Origin of the sequence: Anthropogastromicrobium aceti (assembly GCF_020687335.1) — a bacterium.
In the GTDB taxonomy this organism is placed as follows: domain Bacteria; phylum Bacillota; class Clostridia; order Lachnospirales; family Lachnospiraceae; genus Anthropogastromicrobium; species Anthropogastromicrobium aceti.
On the sequence record NZ_JAJEQN010000028.1, the window covers coordinates 1 to 26,818 of the forward strand.

20 protein-coding genes are annotated in these 26,818 nt (G+C 42.6%); 4 read left to right on the top strand and 16 right to left on the bottom strand.

What is annotated here, in order from left to right; all coding sequences use genetic code 11:
* The 6 genes from LKD48_RS10890 to LKD48_RS10915 form a co-directional block, all read right to left on the bottom strand.
* Nucleotides 1-2,538: leucine-rich repeat protein (locus LKD48_RS10890; protein WP_308732040.1), on the bottom strand; the 2,538-nt coding region annotated here is incomplete at its 3' end.
* Nucleotides 2,539-2,863: 325 nt separating this feature from the next.
* Nucleotides 2,864-4,051 (bottom strand): MalY/PatB family protein, encoded by a 1,188-nt coding sequence (locus LKD48_RS10895; RefSeq protein WP_308732041.1) that lies wholly within the window; start codon nt 4,049-4,051, stop codon nt 2,864-2,866.
* On the bottom strand, nt 4,051-4,992 hold the full coding sequence (locus tag LKD48_RS10900; protein WP_308732042.1) for an ornithine cyclodeaminase family protein: 942 nt from the start codon (nt 4,990-4,992) through the stop codon (nt 4,051-4,053). Before LKD48_RS10900 ends, LKD48_RS10895 begins: the two co-directional genes overlap by 1 nt.
* Before the next feature lie 42 nt (nt 4,993-5,034).
* Nucleotides 5,035-6,405 (bottom strand): metallopeptidase TldD-related protein, encoded by a 1,371-nt coding sequence (locus tag LKD48_RS10905; protein ID WP_066560570.1) that lies wholly within the window; start codon nt 6,403-6,405, stop codon nt 5,035-5,037.
* A gap of 39 nt (nt 6,406-6,444) precedes the next feature.
* On the bottom strand, nt 6,445-7,827 hold the full coding sequence (locus LKD48_RS10910; protein ID WP_227102123.1) for a TldD/PmbA family protein: 1,383 nt from the start codon (nt 7,825-7,827) through the stop codon (nt 6,445-6,447).
* 16 nt (nt 7,828-7,843) lie between these two features.
* A complete protein-coding gene (locus LKD48_RS10915; RefSeq protein WP_227102122.1) occupies nt 7,844-9,055 on the bottom strand; it encodes a metal-dependent hydrolase family protein in 1,212 nt (403 codons plus the stop codon).
* A gap of 73 nt (nt 9,056-9,128) precedes the next feature.
* Here LKD48_RS10915 and LKD48_RS10920 point away from each other — a divergent pair, with 73 nt between their 5' ends.
* Complete coding sequence (locus LKD48_RS10920; RefSeq protein ID WP_227102121.1) at nt 9,129-10,367, top strand: PucR family transcriptional regulator; 1,239 nt, start codon at nt 9,129-9,131, stop codon at nt 10,365-10,367.
* A gap of 184 nt (nt 10,368-10,551) precedes the next feature.
* Here LKD48_RS10920 and LKD48_RS10925 read toward each other — a convergent pair whose 3' ends face one another.
* The 9 genes from LKD48_RS10925 to LKD48_RS10965 form a co-directional block, all read right to left on the bottom strand.
* The gene (locus tag LKD48_RS10925; RefSeq protein WP_331466842.1) at nt 10,552-11,523 is read right to left on the bottom strand and encodes an ABC transporter ATP-binding protein; all 972 of its coding nucleotides are present in this window, start codon (nt 11,521-11,523) and stop codon (nt 10,552-10,554) included.
* A complete protein-coding gene (locus LKD48_RS10930; protein ID WP_308732043.1) occupies nt 11,520-12,566 on the bottom strand; it encodes an ABC transporter ATP-binding protein in 1,047 nt (348 codons plus the stop codon). The genes LKD48_RS10925 and LKD48_RS10930 overlap by 4 nt, the downstream gene beginning before the upstream one ends.
* An 80-nt stretch (nt 12,567-12,646) precedes the next feature.
* Nucleotides 12,647-13,603 carry an ABC transporter permease gene (locus LKD48_RS10935; RefSeq protein ID WP_227102119.1) on the bottom strand — a complete coding sequence of 319 codons (957 nt, stop codon included), beginning with the start codon at nt 13,601-13,603 and terminating at the stop codon, nt 12,647-12,649.
* Nucleotides 13,604-13,613: 10 nt separating this feature from the next.
* A complete protein-coding gene (locus tag LKD48_RS10940) occupies nt 13,614-14,528 on the bottom strand; it encodes an ABC transporter permease (protein ID WP_066560591.1) in 915 nt (304 codons plus the stop codon).
* Nucleotides 14,529-14,607: 79 nt separating this feature from the next.
* Nucleotides 14,608-16,227 (bottom strand): peptide ABC transporter substrate-binding protein, encoded by a 1,620-nt coding sequence (locus LKD48_RS10945; RefSeq protein ID WP_308732044.1) that lies wholly within the window; start codon nt 16,225-16,227, stop codon nt 14,608-14,610.
* A gap of 231 nt (nt 16,228-16,458) precedes the next feature.
* The gene (locus tag LKD48_RS10950) at nt 16,459-17,445 is read right to left on the bottom strand and encodes a D-isomer specific 2-hydroxyacid dehydrogenase family protein (RefSeq protein ID WP_308732045.1); all 987 of its coding nucleotides are present in this window, start codon (nt 17,443-17,445) and stop codon (nt 16,459-16,461) included.
* A 17-nt stretch (nt 17,446-17,462) separates the two neighbouring features.
* Entirely contained in the window at nt 17,463-19,502 is a 2,040-nt protein-coding gene (locus tag LKD48_RS10955; protein WP_308732046.1) for a S9 family peptidase, read from the bottom strand.
* On the bottom strand, nt 19,499-21,709 hold the full coding sequence (locus tag LKD48_RS10960) for a S9 family peptidase (protein WP_308732047.1): 2,211 nt from the start codon (nt 21,707-21,709) through the stop codon (nt 19,499-19,501). Before LKD48_RS10960 ends, LKD48_RS10955 begins: the two co-directional genes overlap by 4 nt.
* Before the next feature lie 33 nt (nt 21,710-21,742).
* Nucleotides 21,743-23,131 (bottom strand): M61 family metallopeptidase, encoded by a 1,389-nt coding sequence (locus LKD48_RS10965; protein WP_227102113.1) that lies wholly within the window; start codon nt 23,129-23,131, stop codon nt 21,743-21,745.
* 292 nt (nt 23,132-23,423) lie between these two features.
* On the opposite strand from LKD48_RS10965, the gene LKD48_RS10970 reads away from it, so the two are divergent.
* A complete protein-coding gene (locus LKD48_RS10970) occupies nt 23,424-24,752 on the top strand; it encodes an MATE family efflux transporter (protein WP_227102112.1) in 1,329 nt (442 codons plus the stop codon).
* Nucleotides 24,753-24,801: 49 nt separating this feature from the next.
* Here the strand turns inward: LKD48_RS10970 and LKD48_RS10975 are convergent, their stop codons facing one another.
* Nucleotides 24,802-25,557, bottom strand: coding sequence for a class I SAM-dependent methyltransferase (locus LKD48_RS10975; protein ID WP_227102111.1), 756 nt, complete (start codon nt 25,555-25,557; stop codon nt 24,802-24,804).
* 210 nt (nt 25,558-25,767) lie between these two features.
* Here LKD48_RS10975 and LKD48_RS10980 point away from each other — a divergent pair, with 210 nt between their 5' ends.
* The gene (locus LKD48_RS10980) at nt 25,768-26,007 is read left to right on the top strand and encodes a helix-turn-helix transcriptional regulator (protein ID WP_066560762.1); all 240 of its coding nucleotides are present in this window, start codon (nt 25,768-25,770) and stop codon (nt 26,005-26,007) included.
* A gap of 95 nt (nt 26,008-26,102) precedes the next feature.
* Nucleotides 26,103-26,795, top strand: a complete 693-nt coding sequence (locus LKD48_RS10985; RefSeq protein WP_262538567.1) for a YczE/YyaS/YitT family protein — start codon at nt 26,103-26,105, stop codon at nt 26,793-26,795.
* Nucleotides 26,796-26,818: the final 23 nt, after the last annotated feature.

Consider the following 26,818-nt stretch of genomic DNA (forward strand, 5'->3'; position numbering starts at 1 on the left):
ACAGGTCGGTGCTTTCTTTTCTACCTTTTTAAGGGCATGGCCGTTTGCATTTATCTCTACTGGGTTAATGATTTCATGTGTTCCGGCTTCATCTGAAAACAGCTTTGCACAGTTCTTGCACCTCCAGTATGCTTCATATCCGTTTTTTGTACATGTAGGAGCTTGTGCGGCATGATACAAATTTTCATGCTTCTTAAAGTCTTTTTCACCATATTCCATTCCGCATTCTGTGCAAACTGCCTTCTTAGTACAAGTCGCGGTTCCTCCTGTATGATTGCAACTATATTGGCACACGCTACAAATTCCATTTTCCCACTCATGCGTTTTTTTTACAACTGTCACTACTCCACAATTATTACACTTCTTTTTATGTGTCTGTGCTGTCTGAATCCATTTCTCTGCTCCTGTATGCTTACAAATATATCCACACTCGCTGCAGATTCCATTTTCCCACTCATGATCTTCTTCTGCAACCGTCACTAAATCACAGCAACTCCACTTCTTTTTATGTGTCTGTGCTGTCTGAGTCCATTCCTCTACTCCTGTATGCTTACAAATATATCCACACACGCTACAAATTCCATTTTCCCACTCATGCGTTTCTTCTACAACCGTCACTACTCCACAGTTATTACACTTCTTTTTATGTGTCTCTGCTGTCTGAATCCATTCCTCTGCTTCTGTATGCGTACAAATATATCCGCACACTCTGCATTTTCCATTTTCCCAATCGTGCAAAGCATAGCTATCTTGTGCTTGTGGTTCATCTTTTACAGGACATTCCTCATCTGTACACTGATGCCAATGATACGTATCATTATTCGACCAAGCAGTCCCAGGCAAATGCTCATGAAATTTTACATTATTTAATAATGCATCGTTGCCATTTCCAATATTCTTATTATTCCATTGTTCAGTATTTCCAAGATAAATAACACTTGTAAGACAAAAACAGTCATGAAATGCATTTTTTCCAATACTTATTACATTATTTGGAATTGTTATACTTTTTAGACGAGTACAGCTTTCGAATGCACTTTCTGCAATACTTGTTACACTATTCGAAATCGTTATACTTGCGAGCATACTACATCCACAAAATGCATATTTTTCAATATTTGTTACACTATTTGGAATCGTTATACTTGTTAGACTACTACAGTAATAAAATGCTAGTTCTCCAATACTTGATATACTATTTGGTAACGTTATGCTAGCCAAACTGCTACAGTTATTAAACGCAGCAATTCCAATACTTGATATACTATTCGGCAGCTTTATGCTAGCCAAACTGCTACAGTCAAAAAACGCATACTTTCCAATACTTGTCACACCATCTTCAATCATCACTGATTCTATTTTATCTTTGTTTGCATACCATGGCGAGCCCCTCCTATTCCAATTCGCCATCGCGCCTGTACCGCTTATGGTGAGCACACCTTCATCATCCAGTATCCAGGTCAGGTTATCCCCGTTATTTCCTTCTGCTCCGCAGGTTCCACTATCCACAATATTGCTACTGTATAATACAATACCATTATCCACACAATCAACCATGACATAGATCTCTGGCAAAATTGCTTCTTCTGACAGAATATAGTAGTTGCCATTTTCGTCGGTTTCTGGGATAGTTGGCGTGTATATATAAACTGCACCAGCAGACTCTTCACTGCTGTCAAATTCTGTAAGTGAGCTTTTCTCTGCATCTAATTTCCATGTAATATGTTCGATAGTCCACTCTTCGCCTTCTTGACTATCTTCTGCACCGTTGCCTTCACCTGCGTTGTAGGTAATATGTTCCTCTGCCGCATATACTTCCACCGGTGTAAAGAGACCTTTGATGCTATCTATCAGAGAAGCCACAATACTACTTTCCTCTTCTGTAGTATCAGACTCTAGCTGTTCGGTAGATTCTGTCTCAGATTCTGATACTGTTGTCTCTGGTACTTGTGTTTGAGGTTCTGATGCCGCTGTTGTCTCAGGTACCTCTGTTTCTGTCATCGGTACTTCCGTTTCAGACTCACTTTCCAAAGTTTCGTTTTCTACTTCTGTCTGTAACTCTGATTCTATCTCAGTCTGTGACTCAACTTCCGTCTGCGGCTTAACTTCCGTCTCGGTCCCTGATTCCACCTCTGATTCTGCTTCAGTCTGGGATTCTGCCTCTGTCTGAGATTCCAGAACTTTTGAAGTCGTTTCCTCCTCCGCTTCTGTACTAGCTTCCTCTTCAACTACTTCTGTACTCGATTCCTCTTCATCTGCTTCTGTACTTGGTTCCTCTTCAACCTGACGAATCACTTTTACCTTTAATGTATCAGGAAAGTTGATTTCGCTTTCTTCTGCACCGATTGACAGCGCTTGATACGCAATCTCTTCGTTCAACTCATCAAATGAAGTAACCATATAAGTTGGATGCATGTTCTCTGTCTGAACCTCTTCTGCATGCAGCATCATTGGAAGATTGCATGTAGAACCTGCCATAATGCATGACATACCAATCGACACCATTTGCTTTATTTTATTCAAACTTCTCTTCTTCATACACAATACCTCTCTTTTTTTGAATTTTCTTAATACTATTCTTATATCTTTTCGCTTTCTTTTCATCTTCTTTAATATAATTATAGCACAAACAGCTGTACTGCATAACCGCCATTTCGACACAAAAAAGGCGGAACCGCACAGCACTTTTTGCGATTCCGCCAAACTTTTTTCTTTAATTTTTAAGCCTCAAAATCATGAAAACAGGGCTAAATGTCAACCAATACTATTAAAATAATGGTTGAAGGCCATATTTTTCACTTTTAATGGTTTATTTTACTTATATTGTTTCTTTTGTGTATAAATTCTTATTTTCCTATTATGCCTATTTTTCTTTTCCAAGTTTGGAAAAAGCCTCTCCTATTGATTCGAGTGTCCTTATTAGGCATTTTCTTGGCGTTGCCATGCACACGCGAGTAAACAGCGGACTGTCGTAGTCACTTCCCTCACCTAGGCACACATGAGCTTTTTTAACTAGAAATTCGTTTAATTCGTCACCACTTGAAAAATATGCTGACCAGTCGATCCACAAAATATAGGCGCCTTCGCCGCCGCACACTCTTGCTTTTGGCAGGTGCTTTGCAAAATAGTCGCGAAGCACACACATATTTTCCCAGACATACGCATTTGACGCATCGACCCATGCCTTGCCATCCCTTGTATAAGCAGAGAGTACACACTCATACACACACGGATCAAGACTTCCGTAGTGGTCACGAGTCCGCCTGTCTGTAAAGCGCGCGCGAAGCTCATCATCTGTGATTATAATGTTTGCATGGTTTACTCCTGTAAATCCAAATGATTTTCCCAGTCCTGTCGCGACAATCGCATGTGACTTTGCACCTTTAATATCAAGGTAGCACGGACATGTCAGTCCCTGATAGCAGTTATCTGCAAAAATCTCATCCGAGTAAACAATAACACCGTAGCGATTTGCTAACTCTGCCAGACGCACCAGATCTTTTTCTTTCCAGATCTGACCAATTGGGTTATGAGGATTGCAAAGCACAAACAGCTTATTATTTGGATTTGCCATAGCTGACTTGATTGCGTCAAAATCCATTTGATAACGGCCACTCACACTGTCGTATAGAAGCGGACATTCCACTGTCCTTTTATTAAGGCGATCAGCCGCCTGACGATAGCGATTATAAACAGGTGTTGTCACTATTATACCATCATCAGGATCCGTACATACAAGACGAATCGTAGTTGCAAGCGAATAAATAGTTCCGAGCGTTGTAACGATCCACTCTGGCTTAATTTGTGTTTTTCGGCTCATCTGCATCCATTTTGTTACTGCACTTTTGTAAGCTTCATCCGGCAGTGTAAAACCGTATAGTCCATTCTTTGCAAAACGAATGACTGCCTCCTCGATGACAGGCGCACTTTTAAAATCTGGCTCTGCACCATCCAGACTGATATTTCCTGCTTTGACGACTTCTGGCGGCGTCATCATCAGCTTTAAATTTGCGCCAGAGCGCTCCACAAGTGTTTCAAAATCAAATTCCATTACAAAGCTGCCCTTTCGTACACATATTTTGCGCTTGCCACATCCTCAATAGCAAGACCTAGTGCATCAAAGATGGTGATTTCATCATCAGCTGTTCTGCCTTGTGCTTTGCCTAAAAGCACTTCTCCGATAGATCCAACAATATGATCTTCTTTAATCAGCCCTTCTTTAAGCGGAATTAGATATTCGCCGCTCTCGCGCTTTGCTGCTTCTGTCTGATCGGAATAAAGACGCGCTGCTGCTACCAGATCAGAGGAAACCTCTCTTGTAGTTGGTGTAAAGGTACCCACTGCATTGATATGAGTTCCAGGCTTGACCATTTCTTTTGTCAAAAGTGGCTCTTTTGACGGTGTTACGGTGCAGATGATATCTGCATCTTTGACTGCTTCCTTTACGGTACTGCATACAACAACTGGAATCTTGTACTTTTCATGCATATCTTTTGCAAAAAGCTCTGCTGCCTGTGGGAACAGATCGTAGACTGTTACAGAAGTAATATCACGAATCTCGCGGATTGCAGCCAGATGCGAGCGCGCCTGTGCTCCGGCTCCAATCAGTGCCAATTTATGTGAATCCTTTCTGGCTAACAAATCTGTTGCGGCTGCACTGACGGCTCCAGTACGAATCTCGGTGATGCTTCCAGCCTCTATCATACCTGCTACAGTGCTGTGCGCTGACTCAAACAGCATAACATAACCTATATGAGACGGATATTTTGTTCCCATATTCGGTGCAAATGCAGAGATCACTTTTGCACCAAAATAGTCACCTACATATGCTGGCATGAAACCAAATTTTGCTGTATTCGGCATAACTGTGATCAGACGTGCCGGCTGAGCATACTCGCCGCTTTCAAGACCTTTTAATGCCTCTGCCATTAATTGAATGCAGTCCTTTGGCTGCAGAAGCTTTCTTACTTCTTCCTGCTCAATAATCTTCATATATATTAAAACCTGCCTTTCTGATTTTCCTAACCTTTTTTATCAGCCGCTAATTTTCAGTGATTTTACAAGCATCGCAGGGCCAGACACAGTATAACTGTCATACATAACAAGCGGATTGATAACTCGGTCACTTCCGACTTGCTCTACTCTGGCAAACAGCTCTGCCACATTTCCTGTCATCGTCAGTCCTTCCATAATGCCAACCGGCTTTCCTTCCTTAATGCGCACTGCCTTGCACGGGAATGAGAAATCGCCTGATACAACATTTAATGCATGAAACTGGTCATAATTTTCAAACACATACACACCATCATCGCAATCATGAATCAGTTGTTCTAAGCTTGCCGTTCCTGACTCGATAGTAAAGTTTTTCGGCATGATTGCCATATCAGTATGAATATTTCCGCTTAAAAGTGTCTTTCGGCCTGCATTTCCTGTAGAACGAACCCCGGCTGCTGCTGCACTTGAAAGATTATGCATCCAGCCCTTTAACACGCCATTTTCAACAAGTGTTAAGTCACGGCTTGGCACACCCTCGCAGTCCATTTTCCATGAAAAGCCACACTGTACGCTGTTCTTTGAATCAGCGCCGCCCTTGTAATCACGTATCGTAATGCAGTCTGAAAAGATCTTTTTGTTTTCCTTTCCAGCAAGTGGTGTCGCACCGCTTCTGGCACGCTTTGCGGTAAACATCTGCCACGCTGTAATCAAAATGTTATTTACTGCCTGTGATGAAAGCACAGCGCGGTACACACCAGGCTCAGCCAAAATTGTCGGCACATCTAAGAATCGACGATTTGAAAAATCATGAATAAAAGGCTCTGGTGAAAGCTCATCAAGCGTGAGTGCACACGCATAACCCTCATATCCATCTGCTGCTGCCTCTGCCGCAAAGCGACAAACTGAAGCTGTTTCTTCTATATTATTGGTGTTCACAATGCCCATAGTAAGGATTGTCTGAGAAAGATTAAGACGCACTTGACACCCAAAGCTTTCCTCTAACTGTCCGGCAAGTGTTTTTGCCTTATTCTTTAAGGTTTCGATAGAGACAAGTGTTTTTGCCTGATCATAATTTGAATCCTTTGCCTCATCCATTTCCCAGTAATCTGCTGCCGCCATCGGCTCTGCCTTTTTTGCAGCAGAATCCTCACTATTTGTAAGTGCCTGTGCAATCACATCACTTGCGTTTGCATCCAGCTTTTGCGTATAAACCATACCTGTCTTTTGACCTGATGCACGCACAAAGAGCTCCGTCTGTTCGCTGCAGCTCATAGGACCAGTCTGTGAACCTATCATCTCAACAGAAAGCTTTTCCTGCTTTTCTGCCTCGGCCTCAGCTGCCAGACATCCACTAGGAAGAAACTGCATAGCCGCCTTATATGCTTTTAGTTCTCTCATACATTCTTTCATATGTTTGCCTTTCCTCGTTATATGCTCTTTAACTCAAAATCACCCAATCGCCATATGGGAAATGCGCACCATTGGCTGCGGTGTTGTCGTTGGAATCAGACCTGAGCTTGCACCGCAGAAGCCGCCTTTTTCATATTTCATCTTTTTTCCAACGCGGTCAATGCGCTTAATCACATCAATTCCATTTCCCGTCAGCATAATGTTTTTTACCTGATGATCACGGTCGATCTGGCCATTTTTAATCCAGAAGCCTTCTTTTACTTCAAGAGAAAACTGCATACCGCCGAAGCCTCCTCCGATGCTCTCAACATACAGGCCATTGTCCACACTGCGCACAATCTCATCCTCATCGTCACTGCCCTCTGCCAGACATGTATTCGTCATTCTTGATACTGGCGCATATGTATAATTTTGTCTTCTTCCGCTTCCTGTACTTTCCATTCCAAGAAGCTTTCCGTAATAGCGGTCACACATGTAAGATTTTAAAACACCATTTTCAATTAAAATATTTCGCTGCATCGGATGACCCTCATCATCAATCGCAGCAGAACCATACTGACCTGGCAGCGTTCCATCATCTACAAGTGTAACCTTATCACTTGCTACCTTTTCTCCGATCTTATCCACAAATGCACTTGAACGGTGGGCAATCGCAATGGCCTCAAGTGAGTGGCCGCAGCTCTCATGCCACAGCGTTCCGCAACCGCCTGCCGCCAACACAACTGGAACTGTGCATGGTGAAATGCTTCCAGCCGTGCGGATGCGATCGGCTCGCTTTACCATATCCTTTGCAAAGCTCGTATAAGAAAGCTCATCATCATAAGCCTCAAAGCCGGAAGCCTTTGTATAATCGTCCCATGTGCCATATGCACTGTCACCATCTGCGACAACTGCCTGCATGCGCATTCTCGTTGTGACACGGCGGTCTGTCGTGTAAAGGCCTTCGGTGTTTGCGATCAGCACGCGCTGATCCGTATCAAAATAGTTTACATTTAATGAACGCACATTGACGCCTGCACTTCTTGCGGCTTTATCTGCCTCCAAAAGCACATTGATTTTGTCCTGATTACTAATCTGTGACGGGTACTTTACAACAGGGCAGGGATTATGGTAGGACTTCTCTGTTAAAACAATTCCAGCGGCAGCTGCTCTAGCTTTTATCTCAAGCATTTCTGCTCCCTTTTTAACTAAATCAAGAAGTGCTTCCTTTGTCACCTGATTTGTATAAAGATAGACATTTGAAAGTCCTTGTATAAGATAGAGACCTGCTCCGCATATGCGAAGACTCTTCACGCCTTGGATCACAGTTTCTATGCAGGGAATGTTCGTCTCCTCTCTATCTTCAAAAAACAGCTCGGCAAACTCGATTCCAAGCGCCTTTGCAGACTCTAATACTTGTCTGATCTCGTCCTTTTGAATCATCACTTTCTCCCTTCTTTTACAGCGTATTCTTCTTTATCTCACCGCCGATCATTACGAGGCGCACATGATCTGCGTTTGCAAGCAACATGATATCCTCTGACGGATCACCATCTACTACAACAAGATCAGCCAGCTTTCCTGCCTCTAGGCTTCCGAACTTATCATCAGACTTCATCAAATACGCACCGTTAATAGTTCCTGCTTTGATGGCTTCCATATTGGTATATCCGCAGCGCGTCAGGCTGTAAAATTCTTTTCCGATTTCATGAAACGGTGTATTTGGTGAGTTGGAATAATCTGTTCCAAGTGCAACTCGAATGCCATATTGATGTGCAAGTGCAAATGAATGCTTTGATGCATCGCCAAGTGCTTTTGCTTTTTTCGTCATAAAATCTGGCAGCCCCTTCATATCAGCAAGGCCAAGTGATACAGAAAGCGTGGTAACAAGCGGAATGTTCTTTTCTGCCATCATCTGTACGCACTCCTCATCTAGTAGAACACCATGCTCAATACATTTAACACCGTTTTTAATAGCCTGCTTTGTGCCCTCTGTTCCTGTGCAGTGTGCAGTAACGTATGTATTGTGACGCGCTGCCTCTTCCACGATTACACGAATTTCCTCTGGTGAAAATTCAATATCATTAAAATCATCGACTGCCGATGATACACCGCCAGTTGCACAAATTTTGATAAACTGTGCACCCTCACGAAACTGCTGTCTTGTCTTTCTATAACAATCCTCCGGACCATCCACCAGGCAGCCAATAAGATCACGCTGATTCGATTCCTCTGGTGACAGCATCGGATTCATATCGCAGTGGCCTGAAGAAATGCTCATAACTCTTCCGCCCGGCATGATACGCGGTCCCTTGATCAATCCAGCTTCAATCGCACGCTTTAATGAAGCACCAAATGCGCTCATGTCACGCACACCTGTCACACCGGCATCCACCAGATCTTTAAGATCACAAACAGTCGTCAAAAGCAGATCATATGGTGTGTCACCAGTCTTATGAATGCTCTCGCTTCCACAAAGATGGGCGTGTGCATCAATAAATCCAGGCATAACAGTCTTTCCTTCTAAGTCAAAAATCTGTGCATCAGAGTCGGTGCTTTCACGCTTTTCTCCGACATACACAATATGGTCATCTTCAATCTCGACCATTCCATTTTCAATTGGTTCATCCGATACTGAATTGATAACTCTCGCGTAAATTACTGTTTTCATGTCATTCTCCTCCCTAATCTATTGAAATTTTCGCAGAAATCACTTACACTTGTCTGACAAGGAGGTTTACTTTATGACTACTGCAAAAGATTTATTATCGCTGCCTTCTCTCTCCCACATGAAGCTGATTGGCGGAGCTGCGGGACTGTCTAGGACTGTCACTTGGCCTTACGTGATTTTATGTCCTCCAATCGGTGAATGGGTAAGCGGCGGTGAATTTTTAATTTATTATGGTGCCAACGCTGTTGTTGAAAAGGTGGAGCTTGCTCAGCTGATTCGCGATGCGGCACAAAACGATGCCGCTGGCATTTTATTTCTTGTCGGCCACCATTACATTCTTGAAGAAAATCTTGATGATGAGATCCGACAGCTTGCTGATGAGCTTAAGCTTCCAGTCTTCTCTCATACAAGTCTTGCCTATGTAAACTCCATCACAAAAGACATCATAAATCTGATTCAAGATCGCGAAAAGGACGTAGCAATCGCTAATACCTTCTGGTACTCACTCTTTTTCCAGAATACAAATGTAGATGATATCGCAACACTCAATCAGGCATTATTTCTGGGATATCTGCCAAGCTATAACTACTGTGTGTACATATTTGAGATGATGAATGCATCTGCTTATTTTCAAAAGCTTGAAGCGATGCACGGACCTTCCTTTACAGAGACACCATCTGAATTTTTCCGTATGCTTGCGACAAAGCTTAGCTATATCACGCAAAAAGAAACTGGAAGCACATGGCATGTTGCAAGAAACAGCGCTAACGTATTTGTACTTCCCATAAATACCAACTCACAGGAGCAATCAGCTGATCATTTCTTTGAATCACTGACGATACGTATGGAACAACAATATCCCGGCACAAAATTTTGTGTTGGAAAAGGCAATGTACGTTCACGTCTTTTTGGCATTCGCGAATCATATATTCAGGCAAAACGAAGCTTGCTTTCATGGAAACTTCTTGGTGACAATCGTCACTTAATCTCTTACAGTGATCTAGGCTTTTATCAGCTTCTTTTTGAAATTCCGACGGCCTCTGTTATGCGCGAATATACTGCTCGTTTTCTTGATCCGATCCGCGAATATGACAAAACACACGATGCACATTTATATGAAACTCTATGCACGTGGCTCGACTGCCGCTGCAATAAGGTACAGACTGCAAAAGCACTCTTTCTTCACCGAAATACACTTTTGATGCGCTTAGAAAAGCTTGAAAAGCTCCTTGGTGTATCGCTCGATGATGCCGACATCACCTTCCAACTGCAGGCCGCCGTCAAGATCGATAAATTCCTGTCGGAGACATAAGATATCGTGCTCGTTAACGTAGTGGGCGTTGAGGTGAACTACTTTACGAGGCGATTCCCGTGTGGAGCGGGCTTTCAAAATACACTATATTTAGAAATAATGTAAAAGGCGCCGCGAGAACAAGGGTCGCCGACAAAGTTTCACCGAAGCGCCCTTCGTAAACTCAACCGCACGATCAAGAAACTTACATCTCCTCCGCACGATGACACGCCGTAAAATGTCCAGGCTCGATCTCGCGAAGCTGCGGTTTTCTCTCCTTGCAAAGCTGTGTCGCATATGGACAGCGATTGCAGAAATTGCAGCCCTGCGGCAGATTGACCGGGCTTGGCACATCACCTTGAAGAAGTATTCTTTTTCGCTCACGCTCAATTGTCGGATCGGCAATCGGAATAGCAGAAAGAAGTGCTTTCGTGTATGGATGACGGTTTTTAATATAAATATCCTCGCTGTCTGCAATCTCAACAAGTGAACCCAAATACATTACGGCAATACGGTTTGATATCTGGCGCACCATTGACAGATCGTGTGTGATAAACAAATAAGATAATCCCATCTGCTGCTGAAGACGCTTAAGTAAATTTACGACCTGTGCCTGAATAGAAACATCCAGTGCAGAGATCGGCTCATCACATACGATCAGCTTTGGTTCAAGCGAGAGCGCTCTGGCAATTCCGATACGTTGACGCTGTCCGCCTGAGAATTCGTGCGGAAACCTGTTTGCATGATCCTTATTTAAGCCGACCATTTTAAGAAGCTCCAATACACGCTCCTCTAATTCTGGTCCTTTATACATCTTGTGGATCTTCATGCCCTCTGCAACAATATCACTTACTACACTAAGAGGATCAAGACAAGCATACGGGTCCTGAAAGATCATCTGCACATTTTTGGTGTACTCTTTCTTTTCCTTTTTGTTGTAGCGCCAGATATCTTGTCCCTCAAACATTACCTGTCCTTCATCTGGGCGATATAATCGCATAATTGTTTTTCCAAGCGTACTTTTTCCACATCCTGACTCACCAACAAGTCCTACTGTCTCGCCCTTATAAATAGTTAGATCTACACCATTTACAGCCTTTAAAATACCCTTTGGCACCTTGAAGGTTGTTTTTACATTTTTCAATTCGAGGATTGGTTCTTTTGTCGTTCCCATCATTCCTCCTCCTTTATGTTCTGTGCTTCAACAGGACTCTTTGGTGCGCCATTTTTCTTAATGCACGCTGGATGATTGAGCCAGCAGTATGCATAATGGTCTGGTTCTGAAAAATCAATACACGGCGGCTGACTTGTGCGGCATATGTTCATTGCATATTTGCATCTGGCAGCAAACGCACATCCGACAGGCGGTGCCAACAAATCCGGCGGTGTTCCCGGAATTGAATAGAGGTCTTCGCTTACTCTTTTATCAAGACGCGGCACACTGCTTAAAAGTCCCCATGTGTACGGATGCTTTGGATGATGAAAGATAGTATCGCAGTCGCCATGCTCTACGATTTGACCAGCATACATAACGTAGATTCGGTCTGCCATATTTGCAACAACGCCCATATCATGTGTGATTAAAACAATTGACGTATCAATCTTATCCTTCAAATCATTCATTAGTTCAATGATCTGTGCCTGAATCGTCACATCAAGCGCTGTAGTTGGCTCGTCAGCAAATAATACCTTTGGATTACAGATGAGTGCCATTGCAATCATGATACGCTGGCGCATACCGCCTGAAAGCTGATGCGGATAGCGCTTCATATTTTCCTCTGGTGACGGAAGTGAAATCATCTTTAAGATCTCGACTGCCTTTTTTCTTGCTTCTTCTCTGGAAACCTTGTAGTGCTGCATGTATGGCTCCATGATCTGCTCCCCAACTGTCATTGTCGGATTTAAAAATGTAAATGGATCCTGAAAAATTATTGAGAGCTGATTGCCCTGCAACTTTCTCATCTGTTTAGGTGTCAGATCAAGCAGATTTTCTTTGTTAAAAAGGACCTCTCCGCCCTTAATACTGCCGTTTTTCTTTGGATTTAATCCGATAACTGTCTGAATTGTAACTGTTTTTCCACAGCCAGACTCACCTACGATTGCAATCGTTTCTTTTTTATTTAAATGCCAGGAAACGCCGCGCACTGCCTGAACGCTTCCCTGAAAGGTCTGAAAGGATACTTTTAAATCCTTTACCTCTAAGATTTTTTCCTTTTCCATGATTCCTCTCATTCTGCCGAAATACAAAAATACTGCGGCTCTGCTCGTTTCACTTTTTCTATGACGAATGCATTATCTATTTACGCACGAAGCTTTGGATCAAGTGCATCTCTAAGTCCGTCTCCAATCAGGTTAAAGCAAAGCATTGTGATGCTAACGCACAGACACGGAATGATAAATTGGTATGGATAATAACGGAAGGTCTCTCCTGCTGCCTTTATTAACTGACCCCAGCTTGGCTGCGGCGGTGTCACGCCAAGTCCGATATAGCTTAAAAATGCTTCGTAGAAAATGACGCTTGGAAGCGACATTGTAATGCTGACTACGCGAATGCCGAGTGTGTTGGGAATCAAACGTCTTGCAATGATCCATCCAGACGATGCACCAAGCGTCTCTGATGCTACTACAAACTCACGAGTCTTTAGCTGTAAAACAAGACCTCTTGTACTTCTTGCGGCACCCATCCAGCCGGTAATACTCATTGCAATTACAAGCGTTGCAATATTTCCGCTTCCCATTACAACCATCAAAAGAATCATGTAGATTAAGCTTGGAATTCCCATTAACACATCGATTGTGCGCATAATTACTGTATCTGCCCAGCCGCCAAGATAACCCGAGATGCCGCCTACTGCCATTCCAATAATCTCTGGAATAAGCGTAGCTAAAATCGCAATAATAAGGGATACTCTTCCTCCTGCCCACACGCGTGTCCAAAGATCACGTCCAAGATTATCTGTTCCAAACCAGTGAACGGCATTTGGTCCTTGATTTGAACAGCTGTAATCATTAGAATAATAATCAAATTTTGTCATCATCGGTCCAAACAGGACAAAAAATATCATGATGGCAATAACCACTAAGCTGATTACCGCCGGCTTATTCTTTTTGAAATTTCTCCATACATCCTTAAAATAGGTTGTCTTTTTCCTTGCAATCTGATCCTGATCAAGTGCTCCCTCTGGAAGTGGAGAAAACGCATCATCTGCAAATGTTACCTCTGCAGCTTGCACTTTTTTTGTTGTATCAGTATTCATCTTTTCTCCTTTACTTTACGCGGATTCGCGGATCGATTAATCCATACAGTACATCAACTATTAGATTCATTGTAACTAGAAATGCACCATAAAATACTGTAAGACCCATGATCAGCGGGTAATCAAGATTAGTGACTGAATCGACAAAATATCGTCCCAGTCCAGGAATTAAAAACATGCTCTCTACGACAAATGAGCCCATCAAAACGCCTGCGATCTGCACACCAAGATTTGGAATGATTGGAACAAGTGAGTTTTTAAACTGATGCTTTAATACGACGCGAATTGGCGAAAGACCTTTCGCTCTTGCCGTCTTTACATAATCCTGCGTTGTTATGGCTAACATGCTCGCTCTCATATTTCTTGTATTTCCTGCAACTGTTCCAAGACCAAGAACAAGTGCCGGGAGTATAATCTGATTTGGTTTTCCCCATCCTGTTACCGGAAGGATGCCAAGCTTTACACCAAAAATCATACGAAGAATCGGACCTAACACCATACTTGGAAGGGCAATTCCTAAAACTGCCACTACCATCAACAGATAATCTGGCCATTTTCCTCGAAACTGAGCACATAAAATACCAAAGAAAAGACCAACTGCTTCTGCAAAAAGTAATGAAATCAAACCAAGCTTTGCAGACACAGGGAAGGCTTCCTTAATGATATCCACTACTGTTTTTCCTGTCTTTTTGATGGAATAACCAAGATCTCCATGCAGCAAGTTATTCATATAAGTCAGGTATTGCTGCGGTACTGGCTTATCAAGACCATAAAACGCTCTTTGCTTATCCTGCACGGCCACCGGGATCTTATCATTTAAGAATGGATCACCCGGAATCAGCTTCATTAAAAAGAATGTTGCCGTTGCCAACACAAAGACTGTCGCGATTGCAATCAATACTTTTTTTCCTATATATTTGAGCATATTTCCTCCTAAAAAAATAGACGCCTCTCTTTGGAGTTTCCGCAGATCGGCGTCTTTTATTTTATAGCTGTCTCTTTAATTACTCAGCAAAGTCCAGATAAGTAAAATCAGTCTCAACGGTATTGTAGAAACCTGTGTAGCCGCTCTTATACTGGAAACCACCGTCTGTCCATCCAAGGATCAGATTCAGTGTATTATCACAGAAGAATTTTTCAACCTCGAAGTAGTTTGCCTTTCTATCCTCAATAGTTGGGGAAGCAATTGCCTCATCATACAGCTTATCATATTCCTCATTTGAATAGCCTCTAAGTGCAGACTGCATTGCGCTCGTGTATCCACTTAAAAAGCCAGTCAATGCATCCGGAATCTCAAGACTGTTTCCGCCATACCAGAAATCGTAGTCACCGCTCATTGCATTTGATACCATCACCTGAATTGTCTGAGAGTTGATAGTTGTCTCAATGCCAAGATTTTTCTTTAACATATCCTGAACAGCTGCCAATACATCGATGCTTCCCTGTGACTCATAGCAAAGAAGCTCGAATGTTGGAATCTCATCAGCTGTCTTTCCAAGCTCATCAAGTGCTGCATTTAAGTATTCCTGTGCCTTCTCTACATCTGCACTTGCCGGCCATCCCTCGTATTCAAACTCCTCGTCAAAGGTACCATTTACACCTGCCTCTGACGGTGCTGTCAGACGATTTGCCGGCTCATCACTTGTCATAACAGATGCGCAAAGTGCTGTACGGTCGATTGCATAGCTGACTGCCTTTCTAAAGTTTGCATTGCCAAGGAATAATCCTGTTTCCTCTGTCTTTCCTGCATGGTTGATGTTCAGGCAGCGATAAGAGGTGGTGTACTTGCTGCTCTCAAAGCCTGCATCTGTCAGTGTCTGCTGCTGCATAGCACTTCCAGTCGGAACAAAATCAAGCTCATCTGCAAGCATCATATCTACGCCAGTATCACCTGTTACGTTAAATTTAAAATCCATCTCGTCCATATTGATACTGTCTGCATCCCAGTAGTTCTCATTCTTTACAAGTGTCATGGTAGAATCAGATACCCAGTCTGACACGATGAACGGTCCATTTGTCAAAATTTTATCTGCTGAAGAACCATACTCTGTTCCAAGTGAATCAACAAAGGACTCCTCAAGTGGTGCAAATAAGCTTGTGGATGTAAATGTGCTCTCATACTGCGGATTCTTGAAGGTATACTCGATTGTCAGATCATCTACTGCCTTTATACCAACCTCGTCCCACTCACACTCTCCTGCGTAATATTCCTCGCCATTCTCCAGAATATATCCGCTCTCTGCATTATAGTGACCTGCCTCTGGATCCATCAGACGCTTTGCTGCATAAACAAAATCCTCGGATGTAATCGGTGTCTCTCCATCACTGTATGTTAAGCCTTCCTTCAGTTTAAATGTCCAGGTCTTTCCATCCTCGCTTGTCTCCCAGCTCTCTGCTGCTCCTCCAATGTACTCACCCTGCTTACTGCGAATCAGGGTATCGCTGATTAAAGTATCAATATATGTTGCCGGATCTACATTTAATTCTGCGTAATCCATAGTAACCGGATCATATGGTGCTCCAATTCTTACACTCTTTACATCTGCCTCGTCTGCCAGTACGGCTGCCGGAAATGATGCTGCTGCCAGCACTGCTGTAAGTCCCATTGCTGCATATTTTCTCATATCTGATTCCTCCATTTCACCATTGTGCTGTTTTGCTTTAATTCATTAAAGTATTTTGACTATAGAAATAGATCGGCAGGGAAATGTTCCTCATCGAACTTTGCTTTCCTTTAAATGCCTCTCTTTCCTCTGTCAATCTTGAATGTAGTTTATCATAAAATCAGTATTGTATCAATGTGCACACTGTACCTATATTAGATATTTTCAGTGTGCACATTGTAATGTTATAATTTATTTCGTCAGCATTGTCCTGCAGCTTCCCGTCTTTTCCATCTGCACAATACCCTCTATGCCACAGCGCACCATGCTCTCTACTGCTTCTTTTGTGTAGAATGCCATGTGCTGTGTCATGATGACATTGCGAAACTGATGAAGATAAAACCAGTTGCGGTTGGAGATGATATCTGTTCTTCTGTCTTCATGCACAATACCTTCTTCGCCCTCTACGGTATCCATGCCAAGCGCACCAATCTTCTCTGATTCAACACCATCTACCAATGCATCAATGTCAGTCAGTCCACCTCTTGCGCAGTTAATTAAAATTACGCCATCTTTCATCTTTGCGATTGTCTCATGATTAATAATGTGATACGTAGAATCAAACAGCGGCATATGAAGGCTTATGACATCGCATTCCTTATAGATTGTATCCTGATCTACATATGTCGCAATTTTCTCTGCCTCTGGATTTTTATAAACATCATAGGCAAGCAGACGACAGCCAAAGCCTGATAAGTTTTTTAATACTTGAAGGCCAATTCGTCCAGTACCCATGACACCTATTGTAAGTTCATTCATATCACGCCCCTGCAGTCCCTGCAAGGAAAAGTCATTGACCTGGCCTCTCCATAGTGCCTGCTTATACTGGCGAAGGCACATTAAAATCATCATTACCGTAAAGTCTGCAACACCGTTTGGCGGGTAGGCTGCATTGCAGACTTTAATTCCAAGCTCTTTTGCTGCCACCAAATCAATGTGGTTATAACCGATAGTTCTTGTAGAGAGAAAACGCACACCATTCTCGCTGTAGCGACTTAATAAATCCCTGTCAATATTTCCCATGCCAAGCGCTGTAACACCCTCATATCCCTTTACAAGATCGGCATTCTCAAGTGATGGTGTCTCATCTGAAAGCGTAACCTCTACACCACACTGATCAGAAATCTGCTCAAATGCCTGTTTTTCATCATCTCTCACTCCAAATGCATAAATTTTCATAATTCTTGCCTTTCTTTTTACAAGTATTTTTCAAACCACAAAATCATCTCGTGATAATAATGCTTTAATAGTCTTGGGTCAGTTGGTTGCTCGTGGCCTGTATGCGGATACGCTACCATCTTAACCGGCAGATCTGGATGCAGATCCTTTATAGCCACATAAAACTGGTGCGCTCCCTCAATTGGTGTGCGGTAATCGTCCATTCCATGAAGAATCAAAATTGGCTTGTCCACACGCTCTGCATACGATACAGCTGACTCTTTAAGCTTAGCCACCATGAAATCCTCATAGCTTTTATAGTCTGTACTCTTGCCCTGCATATCAGAATTAGCATACATGATTAATTCATTCGAGATGCTTCGCTGCGTGACATATGCCTTGAAACGCTTTGCATGAGTCGCAATATAATTTGTCATATAACCGCCGTAACTTCCGCCTGTGACACCAATTCGCTGTTCATCAATCATATCAAAACGTCTGCATGCTTCATCAACAAATTGGAGAAGGTCATAGTAAGCAGATCCATCAATACTTCTTTGATAATTTTCATGTGTCCAGCCGTAGCCGCTGCTGCCTCTTGGATTGCAATAAAGAACTGCAAAGCCCTTTGCTGCTAACATCTGAAACTCCATTGTCAAACCATATGTGTAAAACGGATGCGGACCTCCGTGGATGTAAAGAATCGCCGGATATTTTTCACCTTTTTTTGCATCATGCGGCATCATGACAAAGCCATGAACATGACTCTCACCATCAAGTGTTGAAAAGAAGAAATCCTCTGGCTCGCTTAATTTTACCTCATCCAAAAGTTTCTGTGCTGACTGCACCGCAATATCAAGTAATTCTCCTGTCTTTGCATCAAGAACTGCATAAAATTCCGGCACTGTCGATTTTGCTGCCGCCGCCATGATACGTCCATTTTGTACCTTACTTATTCCATGGCAAACCTGCTTGCCGCCCCAGAAAAGCTTTGCATGACCATCACCCTCTAAATCTAGTCGGTACAAATTTCCCTGACCCTTAAATCCACTAATAAAGTATACGTAACGTCCGCTCTCATCAATCTGAAGCTTATCCATGCCTCGTCCACAGCCTGCATTGTACGGAAACTGTACACACTGATAGCAATTATCATCCTGAATAAATATTGGTGTTGCTTTGCCATCACAAACATCAAAGCGGTAAAGATAACCCTCTGGGTAGCCCATCTCTGACTCATCATCGGCATATTCTGGATTTAAGACTACAGCGATGACTGATTTTCCATCTGGCGTAAATACTGGGCGCACTGGATTTGGATAAGAAACAAGCCAATATCCTTCTGTCAGTCTGCGAAGCTTTCCGGGCTCCTTGTCCACATCAATCAGCAGAAGATCATAGCCAATTACTTCCTGTCTTTTGCGGAAACGGTTGCTTACGCAGACGATCTTTTTGCTGTCTGGCGCCCATGCGGCATGAAGATAATCATACTCGCCGTCTGTTAACTGAGTCTCACTTGTGCCGTCAGCAGATGCAGCAAACAAATGCCAGTGTGTATCTGGACGAATAAATCCCATACCATCAAATTTGTAGCCAAAATCCTCAGTAGCAACAGCATCGTCGTCATGAACAAACTGCTCCTGCGTTGCAGATGCAGCAGACGATGAAGCGCTTACAGCATTGGACGCATCCGATGCATTCTGTGATGCTCCGGAGGTGATCACGGAAAACAACACCTTTGTTCCATCCGGTGACCACTGCGGCTCCATGACGGCACCTTTTACATGAGTAATCTGTGTTATACTCTTGCTCTTAATCTCATAAACAAATGCCTGACGTCCCACACCTTTCTTTGATGAGACAAATAAAATTTTATCTCCATCTGGAGAGAAGGACGGACCTCCCTCACCTGTGCCGCCTGCTGTCACTGTCACACTCTCATTTGTCTTTAAATTTTTTATCACAATACCGTTTGTGTGGTTGGAGGCATAGCAGACAAGCTCCTTTTGTGGAAAATAATCGCCTCCATTTAACTGCTCAAGATCACGGCAATCCTCAAATTCAGGTAAACGCATCATCCCTTCACCTCCTGTGTTTTCATAAAATCAGTATCTTTCTCACTCTTTTCATCTGCTTTTGTCTTCCAGTCAGGCTCTTCTATCAGATATTTAACAAACCAGTTAGTCATCTCCTGCAGATGGCGAACCTGATGATACAGCTTTCCGTTTCTTGTCATTCCATGATTTTCATTTGGAAACATGACCATGCGGCATGGAATCTCCGGATTTCTCTCTTTCATTGGAATAAATACCTGTTCTGCCTGTTCAAATCCGCAGCGATAATCCTGATAGGCATGAAGTATGAGAAGCGGCACCTTAAAATGATCAACATAGGAAATGATATTTCCTCTTGCGCGGTCTTCTAAATAATCAAGCATATGAAAATGTTTCGGAATCTGACGCGATGAGACAAAGCCCATGTCGCCTGTACCGTAGGAAGTTGCAGTGTTTGCAAGACAGCGCTGCGTGACAGCTGCCGCAAAGACATTTGTTCTTCCGATCAACTTGTTTGTCATGTAGCCGCCGTAGCTGCCTCCTGTGACACCCACTCTCTTTTCATCAATAAATCCCTTTGATATGGCATCCTCCACAAACTGCACAAGATCATCCATCGCCTCATTTCCCCAGCAGACGCCTCCGGCACAATATGCACGTCCAAAGCCTGTGCTGCCTCTTGGATTTCCAAAAATAACTGCCATCCCCAAAGAAGCAAGTGCCTGAAACTCATGCCAGAAGGTCAGTCCATACATGGTTGTAGGGCCACCCTTTATATCAAGTACTGCAGGATACTGCTTATTTTTTTCAAAGCTGACTGGCTTCACAAGAAAATATTGAAGATCTGCCTTGCCGTCCTTACTCTTTACCCAATGTTCTTCAACATCAGCAAGCGCATATTCAGACAGCCACGGATTGCTGTCTGTCAGCTTCTCTCCATTCATCCAAAGTTCAGCCGGATGAAGCCAATCTGCCTGAATTGTCACGATCTGACCATTTTCATTCATAGAAAATTCCTGAATGTCGGTCTGACCTTCTAGAACCATCTCAACTGGGCTTGGCTTGATCACTGAGTCCGTCACCGAAGATACTTCTGCTGTCTCTGACTTTGCCGCGTCAATTCTTACACGGCAAAGGGAAAATCGTCCGTGACGTCCTGTCTGGAAATATAGATACTTTCCATCCTTTGTGAGTCTGAAGTAAGGAGAATGATCACCGTACTCAAGAGAACCGGCGCGAAGCGGATGAACACCATGGCAGATGGATTCGTCCCACTCGTCGATCAAATATCGATACGTATTGTTTATTAAATCAAACAGCATTGGCAGCTGTACGCAGCTTCCATCTTCAAAATCACCAAACACCATCGTTACGATGCCAGTATCGTCTGCTGTAAAGGCCGGTGCATGATCTCCATAAATACCATTATCGCTACTTATTTGCTTCAGATTTTTTCCGTTCTCATCACATACAAACAATTCTACATCAAAGCCTTTTGCGCCTTCATACGGATATCCATAAAACGCAATTTTTTTGCCATCGTGAGACCAGGATGGATAAATTGCTTCCATCTTTTCCATGCAGTCTGATGTAAAAAGCTTTTGTTTTTTTGATGAAAGTTCTGCCGTACCTATATGTGAAAACTCACCTTTTCTCATACCGTGCCACTCATCAAGCTTATATGTCAGATTAGTAATCTCATATGGTCTCCAATCAAGATCCTCTTCCCACTGTGCCTTCTTTTCTGGCGTCATCTCTTCGAATGCAGTATTTTCCTGAATCTCCTCTGGCCAAAGCGTTGCCTCAAAAACAAGTTTTGTCTCATCATCTGACAGCTGATAGCGCAGTACACCATGACGAAGTGTTGTAATCTGACGTTTTTCGTTTGTCTTAAGATTTTTAATAAATACCTGAAACTCACCTGTCTCATTCGACAGATACGCCATATGAACGCCATCTGAAAGAAAAACTGGCTGTTTTTCTTTCACTCCATCTGGTGTCAAAACAGATTCTTTTCGAGCTGCGTCCATACCCTCTGCGCCTGTCGCATTTTGTAATAAATTTTCCATCAGATGAATCTTTGAAGAAAACAGGCCACTTTTCATGTCGCCCTTCCAATCAACCCATGCAGCTTTGTCCCCTGCTGGTGCAAGTGTCGGCCATGTGACATAAACGATTTCTTTCATCGTCTCTGGTGTAAATTTCTTGAGCTGTGTCGTATTGTTTTCCATTTCTATTTGCCTCCTCTCGCTTGAGCGCTCATATTATTTTCCTTTTTTCGTCTCTTGTTTGATCCATGTCCAGGAACGCACTTTTTTTCCTGTATCTGCTTCATCGATCTCTTTTTCCACTACGGCAAAATGACCGTCAAAGCCTCCGCTTAACGGAATAATTTCCTTTCCTGTATGCATATCTTCCCATTCACTTCGCACATCAAGACCACTAATTTTCTTTACAGACGTTAAAAATACTTCGTTTCCAAGCTGTATTCCTGCGCGATCTTTCTGTAAAATATCAAGCACAACATCATCTATGCTGTGTGCGCCATTTGTTGCCTTGCGAATCATAATATCAGTATTGATTACAAAAATCATTCCTCTGCCATAAACCAGTCGCTGCGCCCTGCGGTCTTTCCAGCAAATGGCGGCAGCCTCCTCATCTCCAAGTGCTCTTGTCGGATTTGAATAATATGCATCTGTGCGCTTTTGAAGCTCCAAAATAGCCTCATCATCTGTCATAAGACCAAGTCTAAGCGGTAAAAGCACGCTGTAATACTCTGCCGTGCCTTCCGAATACCATGTTGTGACACCATATGGATTATCATTTAGCTGCGGCCAGTTATGTACCATCTCATGTGCGAGAATAGCCTTTTTATCTTCAAGGCTGCATGGCTGAGTTGTATTCCAGCCAAAAAGATAGGAACGATAAAGCGCCGTTCCTCCGCTTGTCAAAAATGGATCCTTTCTCACGAAAATACGGTAGACCTTTTCGGTATCCTTGAAGAATTTCTGCATCTGACCAAAAAGTTTTTTTGTATACTCAGCAACCTCTTTCACGTCAAATGGCGGCTGACTCATCCAGTAAAATCCAAAATCACCCTCTTCAATAGCATTTAATTGTCCCATAGCAAAATAACATTCACGAAGCCTATCAAGTGTCTTCGCCTTTACTTTATGCTCCCCTAATGTGCAAACACCGCGGCTTTTCTCTGGCATCGCACTCATATCCCATGAAAGCTCGCATTCTTCTGCCTTTTCAATATCCATTAAAAAAGAAAAGCCTGCACTGTTTGCACCTCCCTTTTCTGCACGAAAGTCAAAATATGGACCGCAAATATCTGTTGGCTTTATCTCTCGCGGATATACTGTATAATTAATCTTTACATTTCCCTCTGTGCCGCGCTGCACGTTCCATCTGCGCCAATGATACGGATATGGTGTTTCTTCTGACTCCTTCACTAAAACCGCACCGCTTTCATCACAAATCTGTAAAGCATTTGGCTCACATCCTGGTATTGTCACGGTGCTTAGCTGCATACTGCACAGCCGCTCCCCTTCTTTATAAGACAGTCCTGTGATCTTTATTGTCACATCCATTCTGTCTATTGTATTTTCATCCCAATATGGCTTTAGGTTTATTTGTGTCAAACTCATCTGATGTCTCCCTTCCTTGCCATGTTCTTTTAAACACATAACTCAACAGTATAGCATCTTTTCCTGTTTGTCAAGCTTGACATCTCTCTTTATTTTTGCTATTCTATGTTAGTACTAAAACCGGATTCCGGCCGTGGACTTTTCATAAAGACTAATTAAATTAAGATATCTTTATTTTTCGCCACACAACAATACTGCGTTCCCGTATTTGTTGTGCGGTATTTTTTTTGCGCAGCAAAACCAATAAATGTTTTCGTGAGAACGCTTTAAAGCAGAAAGGAGTTCTTTTTTTATGGATCAAACTTACATGAAGCAAAAACCAGTGCTGCCGCTTGTAGTTTCTATGGCACTGCCTATGACGCTGTCTATGCTCGTTAATTCTTTGTATAATATTGTTGACAGCATCTTTATCGCAAAAATAAGCGACAATGCCATGACGGCACTCTCTCTTGTTTATCCAATTCAAAACTTGATTACGGCAATCACCGTTGGCTTTGCAATTGGAACAAATGCTGTTATTTCCATCCACCTTGGTGCTGGAAATAAAAAAGAAGCCGACCGTGCTGCCTCGCTTGGCACATTATTAAATGCATTTCACGGACTGCTTCTTATGATTGTCTGTCTAACATTTATTCGCCCTTTTTTGGAGCTGTTTACAACTGATCAGGACGTTATATCTTTAGGTATTCGTTATGCAAGAATCACCCTTAGTTTCTCAATTCCGATTGGAATTTCAATATCTCTTGAAAAAATTTTTCAGGCAACTGGACGCATGAAGGTTTCGATGGTTGCCATGATGGCGGGCTGTATCGGAAACATCATTCTGGATCCACTTATGATCTTTGGCATCGGACCTTTTCCAGCAATGGGAATTGAAGGTGCTGCAATTGCAACTGCCATTGGACAAATGCTGTCTCTTGTAATTTACCTTGTTTTCTGCGTGGTTCGTCCACTGCCTGTAACATTTTCTCTTTCCTGCTGCAAGCCAAGCAAGCAACTATTACTTCGCCTTTATACTGTCGGCATTCCTGCCACATTAAATTTGGCGCTTCCTTCACTGCTTGTCTCTACATTAAATGGAATTTTGGCTGCATATTCCCAGTCATATGTACTTGTTCTTGGTGCCTACTATAAGCTCCAAACCTTCCTTTATCTGACTGGAAATGGTGTTGTTCAGGGAATGCGTCCGCTGATTGGCTACAATTATGGTGCAGGTGAACATGCCCGTGTAAGGCAGATTTTCTTTGATTCTCTGATTCTTATATCTGGTGTCATGGTAATCGGTACTGCACTTTGTCTTGCTATTCCAAGCTCCTTGATCGGACTTTTCACCTCTAATGCAGAAACGATTCGCCTTGGCGCTTCTGCTCTTCGCATTATTAGCATTGGCTTTATCATCTCTTCGATTTCTGTTACCGTTTCCGGTGCACTCGAAGGACTCGGAAAAGGTGCTCCATCACTTGTGATCTCACTGATGCGCTATATAGTTGTCATCATTCCAGCTGCGCTTATTTTAACTAAATTTTTTGATGCAAATGGTGTATGGCATGCTATGTGGTTGACGGAGTTTATTACTGCCGCTGCTTCATGCGTAATCTATCTGAAATTTATAAGAAAGTGACCAAAGGGACAGGGACAGTGGCCGAATTAGTGTCCCTGTCCCCATGGCTTTAATACTTTACGGCGCGAAAACGTATTCTCACGTAATCAATGTACCAGCTGCCGTCATGATATAATTTTTCTTTTGATTCTGCTTCGGCTTCTGCAATGATCTCATCTTTTAATGCTTCATCCATTCCTTCAAACGGTGCCTTATCAAACATATTTACCCAGTCTTTAAAGCCATCTTCTGTTTTCTGCTTTGTTGGACGGTCAAAAAGTACCGCATATTCAACGCGAAAACCTGCTTCTTCTAAGAGTGGTGCATATTCTCCAATAGTTGGAAAATAAAAGACTCTTGGATAGACTAGGCCTCTCTTTGCAAATGCGCGCTCTAACGCAGCGTGAACGGTCTCTGCACAGCCATTTCCGCCAAACTCACATACAAGCTCACCGCCTGTCTTTAACTGTCCAGCGAGATGACACAACATATGAGGGTGCATCGAAGCATCAATCCAATGGAACACTGCATTGGAAAAGATCGCATCCAATGGTTCCTTAAGATGAAAGCTGCATGCATCGCCTTGCAAAAATGTCATATGCGGATATTGTGCTTTTGCAATTTCAAGCATTGCCTCTGATGCATCCATTCCAATTACCTTATAGCCTTTTTCCAAAAGTTTTACACTTAATGCTCCATTTCCACAGCCTAAATCAAGCACAGCAGCTCCCTTTGGACTCTTTAACAGACTGACAACATCCTCGCCATATTCATGTACAAATGAAAAATTTTCCTTATAGCCTTTTGCATCCCAGTTTATATTCATGGTACACCTCTCTTTTTGTATTTCTTTGTTTTGTTTGTGCCTGCCTCCCCTTTTATTTATTATATCGCTTTTCCACATTACGGCAAGATGCAGATTTCTCGAAAGTACAGCTTATGTCGAATCCTGCGTTCTATTTTTCTTGCTTCTTGGCCTTTTTTCTGGTATTACTGTAAATACGACAAGAAAGCAAAAGAAACGGAGACAAAACAAATGCGGGATATTCCAAAATTTGACTCCAGAGAAATCGGTCAGAACCTGCGCTCATTGATGAAGCAGCACGATATGACTGTAAAAGACCTTCAGAAAATATTAGGACTTTCCTGTCCGCAAACAATTTACCACTGGTTGAACGGTGATTCTGTTCCCACTATTGATAATCTCTACAATTTAAGCCATCACTTTGATATTTGCATTAATGAATTGCTTATGGGACACTGCCCGAAAGTTTGATTTTTTTGTTGCAAATCAGTAAGACTATGCTATACTTAAAAATGGCTTGTCTGTACTGCAGATGGGTACTCTATTCAATACAAAAGGATTTTTTTATGAGCGCAATTTTTACAAAAGACTTTTTTACTCACATGTACCGAAGAAAAAATTTCATTCCCCGTCTGCTTCTGGTGCTTTTCGCTGTTATCCTTATGGGATTTTGCCTGTCCTGGCTTGTTTTATGTGACATGGGCACCGACCCTTGTACAATGATGAATCTGGCAATATCAGATAAGCTTGGTATGGCAATCGGTGACTGGCAGGCATTGATGAACATTGTTCTTCTGATTTTTGTTATCATTTTTGGCGGACGAAACTTAGGCTTTGGAACACTTGCCAACATGTTTCTTGTTGGTTACTCTCTGCAGTTTTTCTCTTGGCTTTGGGGAATTGTTCTTCCGGCTGGTGTTGTCACAGATGGCGTTTTCACTTCCATGACAGTGCGCATCTGTGTACTGTTTCCTTCACTGATCTGCTTTATTTTCGCGGCTGCACTCTATATGGATGTTGATCTTGGAACTGCGCCGTATGATGCTGTTCCGTATATCATCTGGAACGCACTGAAAAAGAAAGCTTCTTCTATTCCATTTCGCTTTGTGCGCATGGGCTTCGACATCTTTGTCGTAATAATCGCATTGATTTTTGGCGGCAAGCTTGGAGTGGTCACAGTACTCATGGCTTTTGTACTTGGACCAGTCATTGAATTTGTCGGAAACCTTCTTCAAAAAGTTATCGAGATTGATGAATAAAACGTCATTAAAAATGGGTACCC